Source organism: Bradyrhizobium niftali (assembly GCF_004571025.1).
GTDB classification, from domain to species: domain Bacteria; phylum Pseudomonadota; class Alphaproteobacteria; order Rhizobiales; family Xanthobacteraceae; genus Bradyrhizobium; species Bradyrhizobium niftali.
The window spans coordinates 1-16,720 of sequence record NZ_SPQT01000061.1; the positions used below are offsets into that span (position 1 = coordinate 1).

The window sequence follows — 16,720 nt, forward strand, 5'->3', positions numbered from 1 at the left end:
CGTCCCGCCAGGAAGTCCCAATCGATCTCCGCCGCCAGACGCACCAACGGATGGCGAAGGTTGATGATCTTCTCCAGAGATGGACGAAACAGATCGTCCTGACGATCGTCGCGCGGATGGCTCATGGGTTCTCCCCAACAGCGAATCTCGCCGTCAAAGGAATCACGAAGTCGCCAAATCCGGAATCTTGAAACGCAAGAAAACCAACACCTACCCACGGCTTTCTTGCACAATCGAATACTTGCTCACGACAAATCACAGCGACAGATCAATCGCTTCCGAATTCTTCACGGGCGACCCATGAAGGATTTCTGCGTCAAGCGAAAGAAAGTTCGCGCGATGTATGCGTGCGCGGGGAAAGGTTGGCGATTTTATTCTTCGTTACGGAGTAACTTTCAAGCTTCTGCGCCCGATCAAACGAAAGGTCCAGGCCGAATGAACACACAGAGTAACAGCCTGCTGTCGTATGCCGCGCGCGACCGAGCTGGACCGTCGCACTTTGGCCTCAACGCCCCAGACTTACAACCGAACATACCTCGTGGCTGCGGCGACGATGGATCCAGAGTTTGACGACATCGGCGCGCGTTTTCTTCGGAACTTGTTCGTCGTAAATGCTCTCCCGCGACGGACGCTCTACCTGACCTGAGCCATTCGATCGGCTTCGCACACGGATGACGTAACGCATGAACACAGCAATCTATAGTGGTCCTGTTTTCGAAATGGCCAAACAGCAATTCGCCCAAGTTGCCGATCACCTTGACATCCGGGAAATGGACCGGGACCGGCTACTCTATCCAAAGCGCGCAATGGCTGTATCGTGCCCGATCCATCGGGACGATGGTCGGATCGAGGTCTACCAGGGTTACCGGGTGCAACACCACCTTACTCTTGGACCAACCAAGGGAGGAACGCGGTTCGCACCATCGGTTGATATTGGCGAAATCGCCGCCTTAGCTATTTGGATGAGTTGGAAATGTGCTCTGGCGGGACTTCCTTATGGTGGAGCAAAAGGAGGGATTACGGTCGATCCTTACAAGTTGTCGCCGCGCGAACTCGAAGCGCTATCCCGACGCCATATGCAAGAGATGATTCCTTTCGTCGGTCCTCACACCGACGTTATGGCTCCCGATATGGGCACTAACGAGCAAGTCATGGCCTGGTTCATGGACACCTATTCCATGTATCAGGGACAGACGATCAACGAGATCGTCACCGGAAAGCCCATATCGGCCGGAGGGACGCTTGGCCGCCGCGAAGCAACTGGTCGCGGAGTAGCTTATCTCGTCGGTCGCGCGCTCGAACACCTTGGGATTCGTGCGGACCGCGCGACGGCCATTGTCCAAGGTTTCGGCAACGTCGGATCAGTCACAGCGTACTCGCTCGCGAAAAGAGGCGTGAGGATCATCGGGGTCAGTGATCACACCGCCGCATACTACGATCCTGCTGGTCTCGACGTTGCCGAGTTACAACGTCATGTTGGTAAACATGGACAGCTTGCGGGAGTCTCTGCTGAGAGCCTAATTTCGGCTTCGGAGTTGTTAGTGCGAAAATGCGATGTGCTCGTACCGGCTGCGATCGAGCGAGTTATTACGAGCGGGAATGCCTCCAAAGTCAAATGTCGGATTCTAGCCGAGGGCGCCAATGGTCCAACAACGCCGGAAGCTGACGCCATACTGTATCAACGAACCGATGAAATCTTTGTGTTGCCCGATATTCTCTGCAATGCAGGAGGGGTCATCGTCAGCTATTTCGAATGGGTGCAGGATCTGCAACGGCTATTCTGGGAGGAGACTGAGGTGTTCGATCGACTCTATCGAATTCTCGAACGCTCGTTTCAGCAGACGATAGCTCGCGCGAAGCACGAACGAATTTCTCATCGCATGGCGGCCATGGCGATTGGCGTGAACGTCGTACAAGCGGCTAAGCGGACCAGAGGTCTTTTTCCGTAAGAACTTCGCTGAAATGCGTTTAGCCTTTCAACGTGATCGGAGCCCAAGACGGACGGCTCGTGGAGCGTGTTAACAATTGCTCGTTCAACAGCAAACTCGAAGCTGCTAGAGAGAATCGCCAAGGTTGCTGATGCTGAGCAGCAGAAACTTTGCCTCCGCTTGATCGTGATAAGGCTACTAGCAGATCGCGAGATGGCCATCTTCTTGATGCATCTCCCCCCAACGCTCTTAGGCGTTCATCGAGACATAGTTGAGTCGTCCGAGCTAGTAGCGGCCGGGGTGCCCGTCGGCTTTCATGTGACCGACCACCGGCTCGATTGCGAGCGACGTAAGCTCCCGAGGAAAGACGCCTTGCGACGAGTTGGCTAGATCATTGAGAACCATACGTATTGAGAGCCATACGATCAGTGGTAACCGGCATGAGCTCCCACGTCTGCGGTGATCAGCGGGCGCGTGGGTAGCGGATCGGCATCCAATATTGGCGCACGTATTGCCGCATCTGCGAATGTTGCCCTGATGGTGCCATTGCCGATGACGATCCGATGTCGATTGATTGGTCGCGCCAGATGGCTTTCCCGGCTTGCTCGACGAGAGGGGCTGTGGTCGGGTCGGGCCCTACATAGCCCGAGCCGTCCACAACCCCGGGCAATGGGGCAGCGGTCGTGGCGTCGTCGAGCGGGGCCCGGGCGACCAACCGTTCGGCAGCCCTCCGTCTGAGCGCCCTCAGCAGACGTTGCACAATCGAATGCTGTCTCTTCCCGAACTCCTCGGGGTATTTCTCGCGCAGCCGGCCGACAATTGCGAGCGCCGTCAGCTGCGGCTGCTCTGCGAGCCAGGCTTCGATCGCGGCAATATGCGGGTCGAGCTTGGAGGGCATGCGAACTCTGGTCTTATAGGGCCGACGAGTTCGCCGGTGCGTGGCACGCGGCTCACCGACCGTCGCGGTCTTGCCGAGCGTCTTCGCGAACGTCGCCGCGGTCGCTGGCAGGATGCTAGCGTGAGCGGGCTGCGGACCGCGCGCCTGTCCGGCACGACGATCGACGCGATTGCCTAATTCCTCTTGGGCCGCGCGAATCTCCGCCAACAGCGCGACCGGATCGAGCGAGCGATACTGATCGCGTAGCCGTTTCTTCACGGCCACGGTCACCTTGGGATGCGCCAAGGCACGCTCATAGGGCGTCGATGGGAGATGATAGCGCTTGATCACTTTAGCCCCTTCGCGACGCTTCTCCTTCAGCTTGAACGACGGCTGGAAGAAGTTGACGTAGAGCCGTGCCGCCGCATAGAGGCGGCCCATCATACGCGCCGTCTCGACGCCATCGAAGCGGCCATAGCCCATGAGGCGGCGGACGACGGCACCATTCTTCTGCTCGACAAACGCCTGATCGTTCTTCTTATAGGCGCGCGAGCGAGTGACTTCGAGCTTCTGTTCACGACACCATGGCACGACGACATCGTTCATGAAGGCGCTATCGTTGTCGAAGTCCACGCCGCGCAACAGCCAGGGGAACAGGCTCTGTGCGCGGGTGATCGCCTCGACGACGAGCGAACCTTCCCGCGTCAGCAACGGCAGGCACTCCGTCCAGCCGGTGGCGACATCGACCATCGTGAGGGTTTGGATGAACGAGCCAGCCACCGACGTGCCGCCATGGGCGACCATGTCGACCTCGCAGAAGCCGGTAACATTCTGGGTGAGGCAATGCGCGCATGGCCTCGACGACCGCTGGAATATCGGCGTGGGCGTTACGCAGAAAGTCGGCGGTCTCGCGGCCGCTTCTGGGTGGTCCAAGCATCGGCCGCCCCTGATCGTCGCGACAGTGCAACAGAATGGGCAGTAGCAGGCCGTGATTGACATTGCTTGTGTCCAGCAACGGTGCCCACGCCGACAGCCTGAGCCGCATCGCGGCATGGAAGCCCTGGCACCAGGGACGCGGATCGAGTCGCCATTGATTTTGCGCCGGTGCATCGGGGCGAACTGGGCAGGCGCGGTCGAAAGGATCTGGCTGATCTCGTTATGGCGCAGCGCGACGGCGGAGATCGCAGCAAACTCCGGGGTGCCGCCGTGGTTGAAAGCGTCGGCATCGATGGCGAGCAGCGGGCAGATCCAGTCGAGCGGGCTCATCGACACCGGTCCGGCCACGATCGCGGCGACGTAACCGTCGAGCATGGGGAGATTGGTGGCGGCGGGATGCCGATCGACGCGAGCCTGGAGCCATCGCTCGAGGTCCGTAAGCGGCATCGCGGCGGCGGCCATCGACGACGATGCTTTATGGCGACGTGGGCTCATGCTGCAGCCTGTGCGATGCGCTGGCGGGCCGCCTTCCAGTTCCAGGCAAGCAGCTCGTGGAGCTGATGGCTCTTGGTGCGCCCGCAGACGATGCGCTCCAGCACGTCAGTCAGATAGGCCTGCGGATCGCGCTCATGGAGCTTTGCGGTGTTCACGATTGACGCCAGGATCGCCCAGCTCTCGGCACCGCCTTCGCTGCCGCTGAACAATGAGTTGCGCCTCCCCATGGCAATCGGGCGTATGGAACGCTCGACCGTATTGCTGTCGACCTCGACGCGGCCGTCGCTGAGAAACAGCGTCAACCCGTCCCAGTGGTTGAGCGCATAGTTGATCGCCTCCGCCAGCTTCGACTGGGAGAAGAGCTGGTCGACCATCTCGGTCAGTCGCGCCTTGAGCGCCGCCATCGGCGGTGCGCTCCTGTTGCGGCGGGTGGCAAGCCGCTGCTCGGCACTGCTGCCGCGGATCTCCGCCTCGAGCGCATAGACCGCCTGCAGGCGTTCGATCACCTCGCGCGCGAACGGCGACTGCGTCGTCTTGTAGACCTCCACGAATTTGCGCCGGGCATGGGCGAGACAAAAGGCGAGCTGGATCGCGCCGCCATGACCGCGGGCGAGCGCCTTGTAGGCGGCATAACCGTCCACCTGCAGAATGCCGGAAAAGCCCGTCAATTGTCCGGCGATCTCCTCCGTGCCGCGGCCGTCGGCGAACACGTAGGCGACCGCCGGCGGCGCGGGGCCACCCCATGGCCGGTCATCCATCGCATGCGCCCAGAACTGGCAGATGCGGGTGCGATGTCGTCCGGGATCGAGCACCGGCATCGGCGTCTCGTCGCAGAACACGCGCGGCGCGTCCTGGATCGTGCACAGCTGGAGCTCATAGAGGCTCCTGAGCCACCAGGCCGCACGCTTAACCCAGCCGGCGAGCGTCGCCCGGTCGAGATGGACACCCTGGCGGGCCAGAATTTGCACCTGTCGGTACAGCGGCAGATACCAGGCGAACTTCGAGACCACCACGTGACTCACGAGTGCGGTCGAGGCCATGCCGCTCTCGATCAGGCGCGGCAGCACCTTCGCTTGGACCACACCATCGGTGCAGCTGCGGCAGCCATATTTGGGACGGATCGTGCGCAGCACCCGCAGGATCGCCGGGATGATGTCCAGCACCTCGCTGACGCCCTCGCCGATCTTGTGGAGCTGACCCTGGCAGCACGGGCACGCGGTTGCCTCCGGCTCCAGCACCTGCCCGCAGCGCGGCAGGTGCTTGGGGAGTGCGCCGATGTTGCGGCGCGCCTTCTTGCGCACCTTGCCGGGCGGCTTCGCCGCAGGCGCATCGTCGTTGGCCTGCACAGGCAACGTGGCGTCGGTCTCGAGATCGCCCAGCTCAAGCGCGAGTTGCTTGTCCACGAGCACCGCAAGTCGCTCCGAGCGCTTCCCGAAGATCATCTCCTTGAGCGTCTGCATTGCTACGCGCAGCTTCTCGTTCTCAGCGTCAAGCGCGAGCACCATCTCGGTCAGAGCCGCCGGATCGGTCGGGAGAGCGTCGGGACGAATCGCCATGATCAGACGATACATCCGCGCGACCCGTGCTCCAGCGAAATCCTCACCCCTCAGCCGACAACGGTCGGCTGCTTCACAGGCTTAGGCGACACACGCGTCCACTCAAGCCCGTCGAGCAGCATCGCAAGCTGCGTCGCACTGAGATGCACAAACGCCGTCGCGGATCGGCGGCCAGGTGAAACGTCCTTGGTGCAACCACTTCGTTACCAACACCATGCCGCTGCCGTCCCACGCCAGAAGCTTCACTCTGTCCATGCGCTTGCTGCGGAACACGAAGACGTCGCCGCAGTACGGGTTCGCGCGCAGTGCTTCGCTCACCAGCGGACAGCGTGTGCACCGACTTGCGAAAGTCGACCGGCTGGGCCGCCAGCACCACCTTGAGGTCAGACCGTAGCGCGATCACCGGATCCCTCGAAGCGCGGCCAGCACCGTCGCAAGCGTCGCCAGCTCCACGCCCGGCTCGACCTGGATGCGCGCCCCGTTCATCTCGATCTCGACCACTCCACAGACCTTGCCCGACGGCGCGGCAATCTCAAAGGGCTTCATCTGTACCGGGCGAAATACACTCGGACTCGCCAGCTCTCCCGCCATCGCTCTCGGCACCAATTTGGATCGGCACGAAGTTCTGGGCTTTGCCGGCTACCGCCGCCGCTACCTGGCGTCGCCACACCGTGAGCAGTCCGCGGGAAACGCCATTGCGCCGCGCCACCTCGGAGATGTTCGTACCCTCCTCAAAGCTGTCCGCAGCGATCCGGGCCCTCTCCTCGCTCGTCCACCGTCGCCGCCGGCGCTCCCCAGTGATCACCTCGACGCGACGATAAGAGTCGCCTTCCTGCCTGGCGTCAAGCATGGCATTTACCATCGCTTCACCTCCACCGCAGGCTGTATCACAAGCGGACCGCGCGATGACGAGGTGGAGGCCTCATGCCGGTTACGATCAGTGCGCTGAACGGTGGGGCCGCGCCTGGTCGCGGCGAGAGCGCGGCGATACGGCTCGTCGCGTTCTCTGCTGGTGACTTGGCGAAGGCCTTCGCGGCGAACCAGACCAAATCCGAGGCTGACTTTGTCAGGGCAGTTGTGGCCGAAGGTGAGCCCGTGGCATCGGTACCGGCCTCATCGGAGAGCGCGACGGCCCATTCGACGGAGCGTCGGGTTGAGATTTAGAGCGTTCGCCGATCATGTTGCAGCGTATGCGGCGGTGAAGGCGTTTTTGCATTCGGTCTGGGTAAAGCAGTCGATGCGGCCAATTGCGTTCCAGAGGCCGTCGACGGAGCGTTCGGCAGCTTTGAGTAGGAGAGCCTTGAGCTTGGCGAAGGGATTCTCGATTAGGTCGAAGTCGGGGCTATAGGGCGGCAGATAGTGCAAGCTTGCACCTGAGGCTCGATCATCTGATGCAGCCTGGGCCACTCATGGCTGGACAGATTGTCCATAATCACAATGTCGCTTGGGCGGAGCTTGGGGATGAGCACCTTCTCGATGGTGCCCTCGCCGAATAGCAAACCCTTTCGGGTTCGGTTGAGGGAACTCAAAAAAGCGCATTTTGCAGAATTGGTGCAGAATTTCGGCGGCAAATGGCCGCAGATAGGAGAGCCTCAGCCCTGAGGAAGCGTATCATCAAAAGTTAAGCGTAAACGGTAATCGACAGTCGGTCAGTCACCTTGGACTGAACGACCTTATCCGAAGCTCCCGTTCCGGTTGTCCAGAGTAATCCTGAGCGGTTTTGATGCACTCGGACCAAGAGATAAAATGGATGTTGCGCGCTGCTTGGCCTGAAGTAACAGGCAATCTTGCGTCCACGCGGAAAAGTGCTGCCGATGATTTGGATGAAGAAAGCGAGACTGCCGGCCGGCGAGAGTGCGCGGTAAAATGGACGAATATTGGAGACGCTCACTGCCTCTTCGGCAATCTTAATGTCGAAAGGGGGGGGGGGCTTTGATGAGGCGGCGCAAACGTGGCTTTGCGCAACTCACTGCATTTGAAGTTGACAAGCAACTGTCCGATGAAGACGATTCGCAAAGGGAGAGGATCTGGCCAAGCTGGAGGTCAGCGTTCAGAGTTTCGGCGCTCTAGACAAAAGGGTGGAGTGCGTGGTGATCGCGCTCTGTGATCACGGCAGGTTGTCTGCTTGCTACGTGCCCGCCGATGCTCCCAGTTCGTGCGTCCCCGCAGTTCTTTGCATCTCTCGCGAAGAAAGAAACGGCACCGATGCTGCTCGCACGACTCTCACCCCTTATGATCGGTCGAAACATGGCGGTTCTCGTCGTCTCTTACGACGACGTCTCAAATCATTGGCTTGGACCGCCAGAGATGCTGCTGTCTTGTTGTTTGGATTATTTGTCTGCCCGGCCCGAAGTCGACGCGGCTGCGAATCGCAATCTACGGCGAAGCCTTGTCGGCCGCGTTAGCTACTGATCTTGCTGCGGCTGATCCCCGCGTTGCTGCTGCGATTTGTGACGGCGGACTTTGGCGCTGGACCCGGATTCGGGCGTCTGTTGAGTGGATAACTAGGACTGCTGACGTGCCGGACGAGGGGCCGTCTTCGGCGCAACGATCGCGATTGGCACGGAGGTTGAGATGTCCAATTCTTGTAGTCGCCGGAGAACGTAGTATTGTCGGCGTGTCGGAGGCGATCAAATTAGAAGCTGACTGCACGGCGGCAAGCATTGATCTGGAATTGCTATTACCACCAACCCCAGAAGGGGCATTCGAGAATTTCGTGGCATGCGATGAGGGTGTCTTCAAATGGCTCGAGCGCAAGTTCGAGCGCGCAGCTTCATAGAAGTCCCAGACTTAGTTTCTGAGACGCCAATCTGCTGTTCTTGGCGATCGCGGTTAGCCGCTTGTTGAGATACGCCAGCGACTCCTCATCCAGGCCACTTAGCATCGTCGAATTAAGGGCTTGTCTCTTGTCCGACAGCTTCGCCATTTCTGTCCGCGCCTTTTGGGTCAATGATATCTGCAAGAATCTTGCATCATCAGGCGAGGTTACGCGGGCTAGAAATTCCAGCTGTTCGAGTTTTTTCGTCTGATTCGTAACGAAAGCGGGGTGAATCCGCAATTTGTTGGCGACCGCAATTCCCGAAACACCGCGGCCTTCGTCAAGTTCATCGATCGCCATCAGGATCAGCCATTGGGGTTCTGTTATCCCCAATAACTCCGCCCAACACTTATGGATTTCTTCGAGCTGAGAGTGAATCTCGACGATGTTCCAAATCAGGTCCCTAACAGCTCTGTCAAATTGCTCTTGTGTGGCCATCTTCATTCTTTTTTGCCAGTTCTGATTGTTCGCGACAACTAGCGTGCGATAGTCGCGGCATCCTATCCAATCTCGGGATGGCTGAAATAGCCTGCACAGAACATGCCCACCATACAATTTATCAATTGACTAATACAATTATATGGTGCTACTAATACAGCGATCGTTTTTCAGGGCTCTGGCGTCCGACGATCTGCTCAAAAACTCCAAGTAAGCCCTCGGGATGCCCCCCCGAGGGCTTTGCTTTCGCGAGTAGAAGCCGCTGTCTGCTTTATTTACGGTTCAGAATCTGCATGTTGCCCAATGGCAACAACGCGGCGCAAAGCGAGATGGTCTCAATTAATTAATTGAAGCAATTGATGATCGGAAGTATGTAACCAGGGACAGCGAGGGGGTCCTCGAAGTCGTTCCGTCAAGCGGTCCGCCTAGGGTGGAAGTGGCGGATCTTTGAAGGACGGAAACGCGGTTTCCAACTTGGAGATTCATCGATGAAAGTGATTAAGGGTATTGTTCTTGGATCTGCGGCAATGTTTGTGGGGGCGGGCGCTCAGGCTGCCGACCTCCCGGTCAAGGCCAAGGCAATTGAATACGTAAAGATCTGCTCGCTGTATGGCGCCGGCTTTTACTACATCCCCGGCACCGACACGTGCATCAAGCTGGGGGGCTATCTGCGCGCCGACACCGTCCTGGCGACCAGCGTCGACTTCGATGCTGCAAGCAGTGGTGTGGCTGGCGCGCGGAATCGGCTCAGCAACTACTACACGACCCGGGCTCGCCAAGATCTGCAAATTGATACACGTACCGCCACCGAGTATGGCGTCGTTCGGACCTTCGCCGAGCTGGTGTACACTTGGACGAGCGGTACCTATACAGGCGTTGGCACGACCGGTGTGAATGGTGCGACGACCTATAGCACATCGACCGCTTCTCAGATCGCTGGTGGGTCGCTAGGCGTCTACTACGCTTTCATTCAGTTCTCCGGGTTCACGTTTGGTAAGGCGGAGTCGCAGTTCAGGACGCCTTGGGCCCAATATCCGGCGAATATCGTCGAGTTGCCAGGGGGCGGCGGCTGGGATCCTGTGAACCAGGTTACGTATACCGCCGATTTCGGCCAGGGTATCACGGCTTCGGTCTCTGCCCAGGACCAGGTTCAAAACTATACGACTAACATCTGGAACGTGAGCGCCGCTACCGCTGCTGGTCAGGCTGTAGGAGTTTACGGCGCCAACGACATCGGCGGTTCGCGGGCTCCGGACCTTGTTGCGCGGGTTCGCGTTGACCAGGCTTGGGGTCTGTTCCAGGCATCGTTCGCCGCGCATGAGAACCACGCCGCGTATTACGGCGCGTCCGAGCTCACGGGGCATCCCGATGACAAGTGGGGCTGGGCTGGACAGTTGGCGTTGTCGATCAAGAATCTCCCGACGGGCCCGGGCGACACAATCAACTTGACGGGCGTGTACACTAACGGTGCGAGCCGGTACAACTTCCAGGATTATATGTCGACCACCTATGCGATGTACGGTGGCACGAGCGTGGCCGGTGCGTACCAGAGCTTGGGCATCGCTGGTGTATCTGACTCGGTTTTCGTCACTGGTGCCGGCCAGGAGTTGACGACGACCTACGGCTTCAATGGAGGCTACACCCACAACTGGGATCCTTATTGGAACAGTTCTATTTTTGGCGCGTGGGCTGCTGTTCGCTATAACAGCGCGGCCAAAGGGTATATCTGCGGAGCTTTCGTCGCAAATCTCGCGCTTTCGAGTGGTCTGGGTGGGTGTAATCCAGACTTCAACTACGCTGTGGTCGGCACGAAGACGTCTTGGACTCCCGTCAAGGGCCTGACCTTCACTGGCGAGCTTGCGTATATGATGCTCGACCAGAAGTATGCGAGCGGAAGCACAGTGACTCTTCCGCTTCAGTCGGGCATCGCAAAGCCTGCTGCCGTCTATGAGCTCAAGGACCAGAACAGCCTGGTGCTGCTGCTTCGCGCTCAACGCAATTTCTAGATCGTCTCTGTACGAAAGGAGCAATCAACAGGCGCCTTAGCTAACCTCCAAGAAGGCCTCCGGCATGCCCGCCGGAGGCCTTTCAGTTCAAAGGTCGATTGCCCCGAGTGGTTTGATCGATCAGCATTCTTGAAGCTACCGGTTTGCGTCATCCTAGAAGATCGATGCAACAGCCGGCCGCCTAGACACGTGAAACTAAAGTTTGCCACATAAAGCCTGCTCGGCTTGTGGCAGAAGCGTTGATAGAGGCGGGCGAGCCCATACTTTGATATTCGTGTCTTGTGGGTGGCATAGTTATCCATGACGAAATCTCTTTGAGGGCTTCAAAACCTCGACCGCTCGATGACGCTTGCAGCGTTTGCCGATGACGCCGCCCGAGGTGACGCCGAGCGCGGACAAGAGCGAGGTAGAGCCATGCCGCACACAGCTATTCATGCGCCGTCCCGGCACGCTAAGCGCCATCAGCAAGCCCGGCTGCTCGCGATCGAGTGTAAGCGTGGCGTTGAGGCCCTTGAGAATTTTCGTACGCAGTCCTGAGAGCGCCGCTAGAAGAGTCATCTTCAGCAAGGGTGCTCACAATGGACGACCATTCGGACGACATAAGACGACCGTTGTCGTCGCGTATCGAAGTGTATGCTGGCTCAGGTCGCAAGCAGTGGCCGGATGATTTAAAGGCCCAGATCGTCGCGGAAAGCCTCGAGCCAGGCGCGATTGCAACGGATGTTGCACGCCACCGTGGCTGCCGGCCGCAGCAGGTGCATGACTGGCGGCAGCGGGCGCGTTTAGGTCAATTGGTGCTGCCGGCTCCGGCGGATACGTTATCTTTCGTGCCTTTGGTGTCGGAATCATCGCCACCGGCGGTCGCGGAGTCCTCCCGATCACCGGATGCAGCCGTCGTGACGGTTGAGTTCCAGGGCGCCCGCGTGGAGGTGCGCGGGACGCCTGGCCTTGCTGTGTTGAGTGATGTGTTCTTGGCGCTTCGACGGACACGTTCATGCTGACTCCGCCCGCGAGCCTCATGATTTACGTGGCGACGCAACCTGTGGACTTCAGAAAAGGTGCGGAGGGCTTGGCGCTGTTGGCGAAGGAGACGCTGGGCCATGACCCGATGAAGGGCGTGGCGGTGGTGTTCCGTGCGAAGCGCGCCGATCGGGTGAAGATTGTCGTCTGGGATGGCAGTGGCCTTGTGATGTATTGGAAGCGGCTCGATGGCTGCGGCTTAAATGGCCTCCCATCGTGGCCGGTGTGATGCGGATGAATGCCGCGCAGCTGTCCGCGCTTCTGGCCGGCATGGATTGGACGCGGATGCACGCGCCTCGAATCCCGCAGCCGAAAGCGCTTGCGTAACGATACAAATCTTCGCTGCATCTCGGCGCGAAGCATGGCAGAGTTGGGCCAATGAGTGATTTGCCTGATGAGCTGCCGACCGATCCGGCCAAGTTGCGTGTCTTTGCCGCAGCTCTGCTGGATCGCTGCGCCAGGCTCGAGCGGTTGCTCAAGCTTGCAAAAGATGCGCAGTTCGGTCGATCGTCGGAAAAGCTTGACGCTGATCAGCTCCAGCTTGTTCTGGAGGATATCGATCAGGCCGTTGCGGCTCTCGAAGCAGCCGAGGACCGCGCCAATCCCAAAACACGCGAGAAGAGAGCTGCCGAGCGCCGGGCCAATCGTGGCAAGCTTCCGGAGCATTTGCCACGGATCCTCGAAACGCTGATGCCGACTGCAACCTGCTGTCCGTCCTGCCAAGGCGATCTCGTTGAGATTGGCAGCGATGAGAGCCAAAGGCTCGACGTCGTTCCGGTGCAGTACCGGGTGATCGTAACCCGCCGGCCCAAGCTGGCCTGCAGCGCCTGTCATGGCGTGGTCCTCCAGCACGCCGCGCCTGAGCGGTTGATCAAGGGTGGGCTGCCCACCGAGCGGCTCGTCGCGCATGTAATTGACGCCAAGTATCATTGGCATTTGCCGCTTTATCGGCAGGCGCAGATGTTGGCGACGCACGGTATCGCCATCGACCGTTCCACGCTCGCCTTTTGGGTCGGCTATGCCGCCCAGGAATTGAAGCCCTTGTGGCATCGTCTGCGCGAGCTGCTGCTCGCCTCCGCGAAGCTCTGTGTCGATGAGACCCCGGCGCCGGTGCTGGATCCGGGGCGCGGCAGGACCAAAACCGGCTACTTCTGGGCACTCTCGCGCGATGACAGGCCGTGGGCCGGACCTGACCCACCTGGCGTGGTTTACGCCTATGCACCGGGCCGCGGCGCCGTTCATGGCTTGAGGCTGCTCGAGGGCTATTGTGGCATCATCCACTGCGATGGCTATGAGGCTTACAAAATGACCCGAGAGACGCGTGCGGACGCGCTCGCCTTCTGCTGGTCGCATCTACGGCGCCAGTTTGTGAAGATCGAGCGCGAGGCTGCTCCGGCGCCAGCTCCGGTTGCCCGCGAGGCTCTTGAGCGCATCGCCAAGCTCTACGCGATAGAGAAAGCCCTCCGCGGCCGATCTGATGCCGAGCGCCGTGCCGGCCGGCAGGCGCATGCCCGGCCTCTGGCCGCAGCCTTAAAGCAGTGGTTTGAGGCAAAGCTTGATCACCTTGCGCAGAAGAGCGACACGGCGAAGGCTTTGCGTTATGCGCTGCGTCATTGGGACGGCCTGACGCTCTACCTTGATGACGGGCGCATCGAGATGGATACGAATGCGGTCGAGCGTGCGATGCGGCCGATCAAGCTCAACGCCAAGAACTCCCTTTTTGCCGGTTGCGACGAGGGCGCCGATAGTTGCGCAGTACTAGTTTCGTTGATCGAGACCGCCCTATGCCGCGCGCGGCATAGGGCCGTTTATGCCGCCCGCCGAACTATGCCGAGTCGGGTCGTTTTCCCCAGATTTCTGGCTGACCGGCGTTTGGTCGGTTCGGCATAGTTCGTTCTGTGCCTCCGCTGTCAACAGCGGAGAACAGGAAGATGGAAGTTGAAGAGTACTTGGGCAGAAGCCGGCTGTACCGGCGTCTCAGAAGCGAGCCGCACGGACGGCTCGTCGAGTGCTACGCCGTTCGTCTCGTCGAAGAGAGGCTCGTTCGGCATGGCACGTGGCGTTGCCTCAACGTAGTTAGCGGGCTCCTGCGTTGGATCGCGGGCCGTCGCTATAAGCTGATTGATCTCGATGAGCAGGTCGTTGAGCGGTACCTCCGACATCGAGGCGGGAGGCAATCTATCCAACCCGGTGACCGGGCAGCGCTCAAGCAATGGTTGTCGGTGCTGCGCGAGGAAGGCGCGATCGCGCCGTTGGTGCTACCGCCTCTCACCCCGCACGAACGGATCTTCAAGGAGTTCGATGCCTACCTGCGATCAGAGCGCGGCTTGGCCCCGAGGTCCATCGTACGGCATCTCCCGGTCATCCGCAGGTTTTTGCACGAGGTGTGCTCCGGCGGCGCCGCCGCCCTGTGCAAGATCAACCAAGAGGACGTGATCCGCTACATTCAGCGCCACGCCCGGGATTGGAGCCCGGGAACAGGCAAGGCGATGTGCTGGTCGTTGCGCGCCTTTCTCCGTTACCTCCACCATCGGGGGCTGAATGCGCGCCCGTTGGCGGATTGCGTTCCATCGATGCGGCGATGGAAGCTCGCAACTCTGCCGACCTATCTGCCTGCCGCACAGGTGCGGAAGGCTCTCGACGGTTGCGACCGAAAGACGGTGATGGGACGGCGTGACTACGCCATTCTGTTGTTGCTGGCCAAGCTCGGCCTGCGGGCCGACGAGGTCGCGACGCTCACGCTCGATGATATCGACTGGCGCGCCAGCGAGATACTCGTTCGCGCCAAGGGCCGACAGCGTGCACGGATGCCGATACCGCCAGACGTTGGCGCGGCCATCGTTGCATATCTGCGCAGTGGCCGCCCAAAGTCGTCGTGCCGGCGGTTGTTCGTCCGCACACTCGCGCCGCACATCGGGTTTGCTTCCGGATGTGCGATCACCATGATCGCCAAGGCCGCCCTCGATCGCGTTGGAATCGAAGGTCGCGCACACCGCGGCGCACATATCTTCCGACACAGTCTCGCTACCGAGCTTCTCCGATCTGGCGCGACCTTGTCGGAGATCGGGCAGTTGCTGCGGCACGAGAACCATGACACTACCCGGATTTACGCGAAGGTCGATATCGATGCGTTGAGAACATTGAGCCTGCCCTGGCCGGGAGGCGTGCAATGACCAATCTGCGCGCCGCACTCGATAAGTACCTGAGCATGCGCAAGGGGTTTGGATACAAGTACGAGCACCAGACCCGTCGGCTCGCCGACTTCGTTCATGGAGAAGCGCAAAGCCAGGATCATCACGACGAAGCTGGCAATGGAATGGGCAACGCTGCCGCCCGATCGTCATGCATCCTGGGCGCTGCGATTGAGCGACGTGCGCGGGTTCGCGCGCCATGTCGCCAACTTCGATCCGAGAACGGAGGTACCGCCCGTCGGCATGCTGCCCGGATGGAAGCGCGCCAAGCCCTATGTCTACAGCGACGCGGAGATCGATGCGTTGCTGACGGCAGCGCTGGCTCTGCCGCCAGCGGGCGGGCTGCGCCGATGGACCTACCATACCCTGTTCGGGCTGATCGCGGTGACGGGCATGCGTATATCCGAGGCGATGGGCCTGGAGCGTGATGACGTCGACCTCGACGCCGGCGTGCTGACGGTCCGGCTGACCAAGTTCGGCAAGTCGCGGCTCGTGCCATTGCATCCGACGACGAGAACCGCGTTGCGCGACTACGCCCACCGGCGCGACGCGATGCTCGGATCACGCTGCGGCTCGACCTTCTTCGTTGCCGAACAGGGAGGCCGCTTGCTGCACCAGTACGTTCATCGTGTCTTCTGGCGATTGTCCCGAGAGATCGGGCTGCGGCGCCCAGGTGATCGTACCGGGCCACGCGTGCACGACTTCCGTCATCGCTTCGCCATCCGGACGCTGCTCGACTGGTATCGCGAAGGCAAGGACGTCGAGCAGCAACTCCCAGTGCTCTCCACTTACCCGGCCACGCCTGCGTGCGTGATACCTACTGGTATCTCTCGGCCTGCCCCGAGTTGATGGAAGAAGCGGCGCGGCGTCTCGATCGGCGGTGGGAGGTGACACCATGAAGCCCGCCTGCAATGTCGCCACGTTGATCGAGCGCTTCTTCACCGAGCGCCTCATGCGCCAGCGCAATGTTAGCGCCAACACGATCGCCTCCTACAGAGACACGTTCCGGCTACTGTTCATGTTCGCACAGGTGCAGCTGCGGAAGCCCCCATCGGCCCTGACGCTCACCGATTTGGACGCAACGTTCATCGGCGCGTTCCTAACCGATCTCGAGGTAAAGCGCGGCGCCAGCGCGAAGACGCGTAACCTGCGTCTGACCGCTATCCGATCCTTCTTCAGGTTCGTGTCCTTCGAGGAGCCGGCACACAGTGCGCTGATCCAGCGCGTGCTCGCCATTCCGAGCAAGCGCCACGATAAGCGACAGGTGCACTTCCTCACGCGCCCCGAGATCGAGGCGGTTCTCGCAGCGCCCGATCGAACGACGTGGCTTGGCCGCCGCGATCACACCTTGCTGCTGCTCGCGTCCCAGACAGGCTTACGCCTCTCCGAGCTGACTGGCCTTGACCGGGATGCCGTCCACCTCGGGTCTGGCGCACACGTACGATGCGTCGGCAA

14 protein-coding genes and 4 pseudogenes are annotated in these 16,720 nt (G+C 60.3%); 10 read left to right on the plus strand and 8 right to left on the minus strand.

Going from position 1 to position 16,720, the window contains the following annotated elements; all coding sequences use genetic code 11:
• Window positions 1–683: 683 nt before the first annotated feature.
• Window positions 684–1,949 carry a Glu/Leu/Phe/Val family dehydrogenase gene (locus E4K65_RS44880; RefSeq protein WP_135179534.1) on the plus strand — a complete coding sequence of 422 codons (1,266 nt, stop codon included), beginning with the start codon at window positions 684–686 and terminating at the stop codon, window positions 1,947–1,949.
• A gap of 442 nt (window positions 1,950–2,391) precedes the next feature.
• Here E4K65_RS44880 and E4K65_RS48035 read toward each other — a convergent pair whose 3' ends face one another.
• From E4K65_RS48035 to E4K65_RS44905, 5 genes and pseudogenes are all read right to left on the minus strand, one after another.
• On the minus strand, window positions 2,392–4,203 hold the full coding sequence (locus E4K65_RS48035) for a UPF0149 family protein (RefSeq protein WP_235886028.1): 1,812 nt from the start codon (window positions 4,201–4,203) through the stop codon (window positions 2,392–2,394).
• Window positions 4,204–4,232: 29 nt separating this feature from the next.
• Entirely contained in the window at window positions 4,233–5,792 is a 1,560-nt protein-coding gene (gene tnpC / locus E4K65_RS44895; RefSeq protein WP_135179542.1) for an IS66 family transposase, read from the minus strand.
• Window positions 5,793–5,842: 50 nt separating this feature from the next.
• Window positions 5,843–6,195: pseudogene (tnpB, locus tag E4K65_RS44900) on the minus strand (IS66 family insertion sequence element accessory protein TnpB).
• Window positions 6,192–6,338: a hypothetical protein gene (locus E4K65_RS48040; RefSeq protein WP_167771673.1), complete on the minus strand. Its 147-nt coding sequence runs from the start codon at window positions 6,336–6,338 to the stop codon at window positions 6,192–6,194. The pseudogene tnpB (E4K65_RS44900) and the gene E4K65_RS48040 overlap by 4 nt, the downstream one beginning before the upstream one ends.
• Window positions 6,325–6,654, minus strand: a complete 330-nt coding sequence (locus E4K65_RS44905) for a transposase (protein WP_135179535.1) — start codon at window positions 6,652–6,654, stop codon at window positions 6,325–6,327. The genes E4K65_RS48040 and E4K65_RS44905 overlap by 14 nt, the downstream gene beginning before the upstream one ends.
• Window positions 6,655–6,716: 62 nt before the next feature.
• On the opposite strand from E4K65_RS44905, the gene E4K65_RS44910 reads away from it, so the two are divergent.
• Complete coding sequence (locus tag E4K65_RS44910) at window positions 6,717–6,956, plus strand: hypothetical protein (protein ID WP_209312157.1); 240 nt, start codon at window positions 6,717–6,719, stop codon at window positions 6,954–6,956.
• 12 nt (window positions 6,957–6,968) lie between these two features.
• Here E4K65_RS44910 and E4K65_RS49280 read toward each other — a convergent pair.
• A pseudogene (locus tag E4K65_RS49280) lies at window positions 6,969–7,279 on the minus strand (transposase); the annotation flags it as partial.
• On the opposite strand from E4K65_RS49280, the gene E4K65_RS48045 reads away from it, so the two are divergent.
• Entirely contained in the window at window positions 7,254–7,394 is a 141-nt protein-coding gene (locus E4K65_RS48045) for a hypothetical protein (RefSeq protein ID WP_167771675.1), read from the plus strand. The pseudogene E4K65_RS49280 and the gene E4K65_RS48045 sit on opposite strands and share 26 nt — an antisense overlap.
• A 1,171-nt stretch (window positions 7,395–8,565) precedes the next feature.
• On the opposite strand, the gene E4K65_RS44920 is transcribed toward E4K65_RS48045, so the two are convergent.
• A complete protein-coding gene (locus E4K65_RS44920; RefSeq protein WP_135179543.1) occupies window positions 8,566–9,048 on the minus strand; it encodes a MarR family winged helix-turn-helix transcriptional regulator in 483 nt (160 codons plus the stop codon).
• Between the two features lie 488 nt (window positions 9,049–9,536).
• Here E4K65_RS44920 and E4K65_RS44925 point away from each other — a divergent pair, with 488 nt between their 5' ends.
• Window positions 9,537–11,054 (plus strand): porin, encoded by a 1,518-nt coding sequence (locus E4K65_RS44925; RefSeq protein ID WP_135179537.1) that lies wholly within the window; start codon window positions 9,537–9,539, stop codon window positions 11,052–11,054.
• 248 nt (window positions 11,055–11,302) lie between these two features.
• Here E4K65_RS44925 and E4K65_RS49285 read toward each other — a convergent pair.
• Window positions 11,303–11,543 (minus strand): annotated as a pseudogene (locus tag E4K65_RS49285) (IS630 family transposase); the annotation flags it as partial.
• 89 nt (window positions 11,544–11,632) lie between these two features.
• Between E4K65_RS49285 and tnpA the strand changes: the two are divergent.
• From tnpA to E4K65_RS44960, 6 genes and pseudogenes are all read left to right on the plus strand, one after another.
• On the plus strand, window positions 11,633–12,055 hold the full coding sequence (gene tnpA, locus E4K65_RS44935) for an IS66-like element accessory protein TnpA (protein WP_135179539.1): 423 nt from the start codon (window positions 11,633–11,635) through the stop codon (window positions 12,053–12,055).
• The gene (tnpB, locus tag E4K65_RS44940) at window positions 12,049–12,303 is read left to right on the plus strand and encodes an IS66 family insertion sequence element accessory protein TnpB (RefSeq protein ID WP_135179540.1); all 255 of its coding nucleotides are present in this window, start codon (window positions 12,049–12,051) and stop codon (window positions 12,301–12,303) included. Before tnpA ends, tnpB (E4K65_RS44940) begins: the two co-directional genes overlap by 7 nt.
• Window positions 12,304–12,452: 149 nt before the next feature.
• A pseudogene (gene tnpC, locus E4K65_RS44945) lies at window positions 12,453–13,880 on the plus strand (IS66 family transposase); the annotation flags it as partial.
• A gap of 125 nt (window positions 13,881–14,005) precedes the next feature.
• Window positions 14,006–15,247: a tyrosine-type recombinase/integrase gene (locus tag E4K65_RS44950; RefSeq protein ID WP_135179541.1), complete on the plus strand. Its 1,242-nt coding sequence runs from the start codon at window positions 14,006–14,008 to the stop codon at window positions 15,245–15,247.
• 96 nt (window positions 15,248–15,343) lie between these two features.
• Entirely contained in the window at window positions 15,344–16,114 is a 771-nt protein-coding gene (locus tag E4K65_RS44955; RefSeq protein ID WP_430649062.1) for a tyrosine-type recombinase/integrase, read from the plus strand.
• A gap of 46 nt (window positions 16,115–16,160) precedes the next feature.
• The coding region (locus E4K65_RS44960) for a tyrosine-type recombinase/integrase (RefSeq protein ID WP_167771676.1) at window positions 16,161–16,720 on the plus strand (560 nt) is incomplete at its 3' end.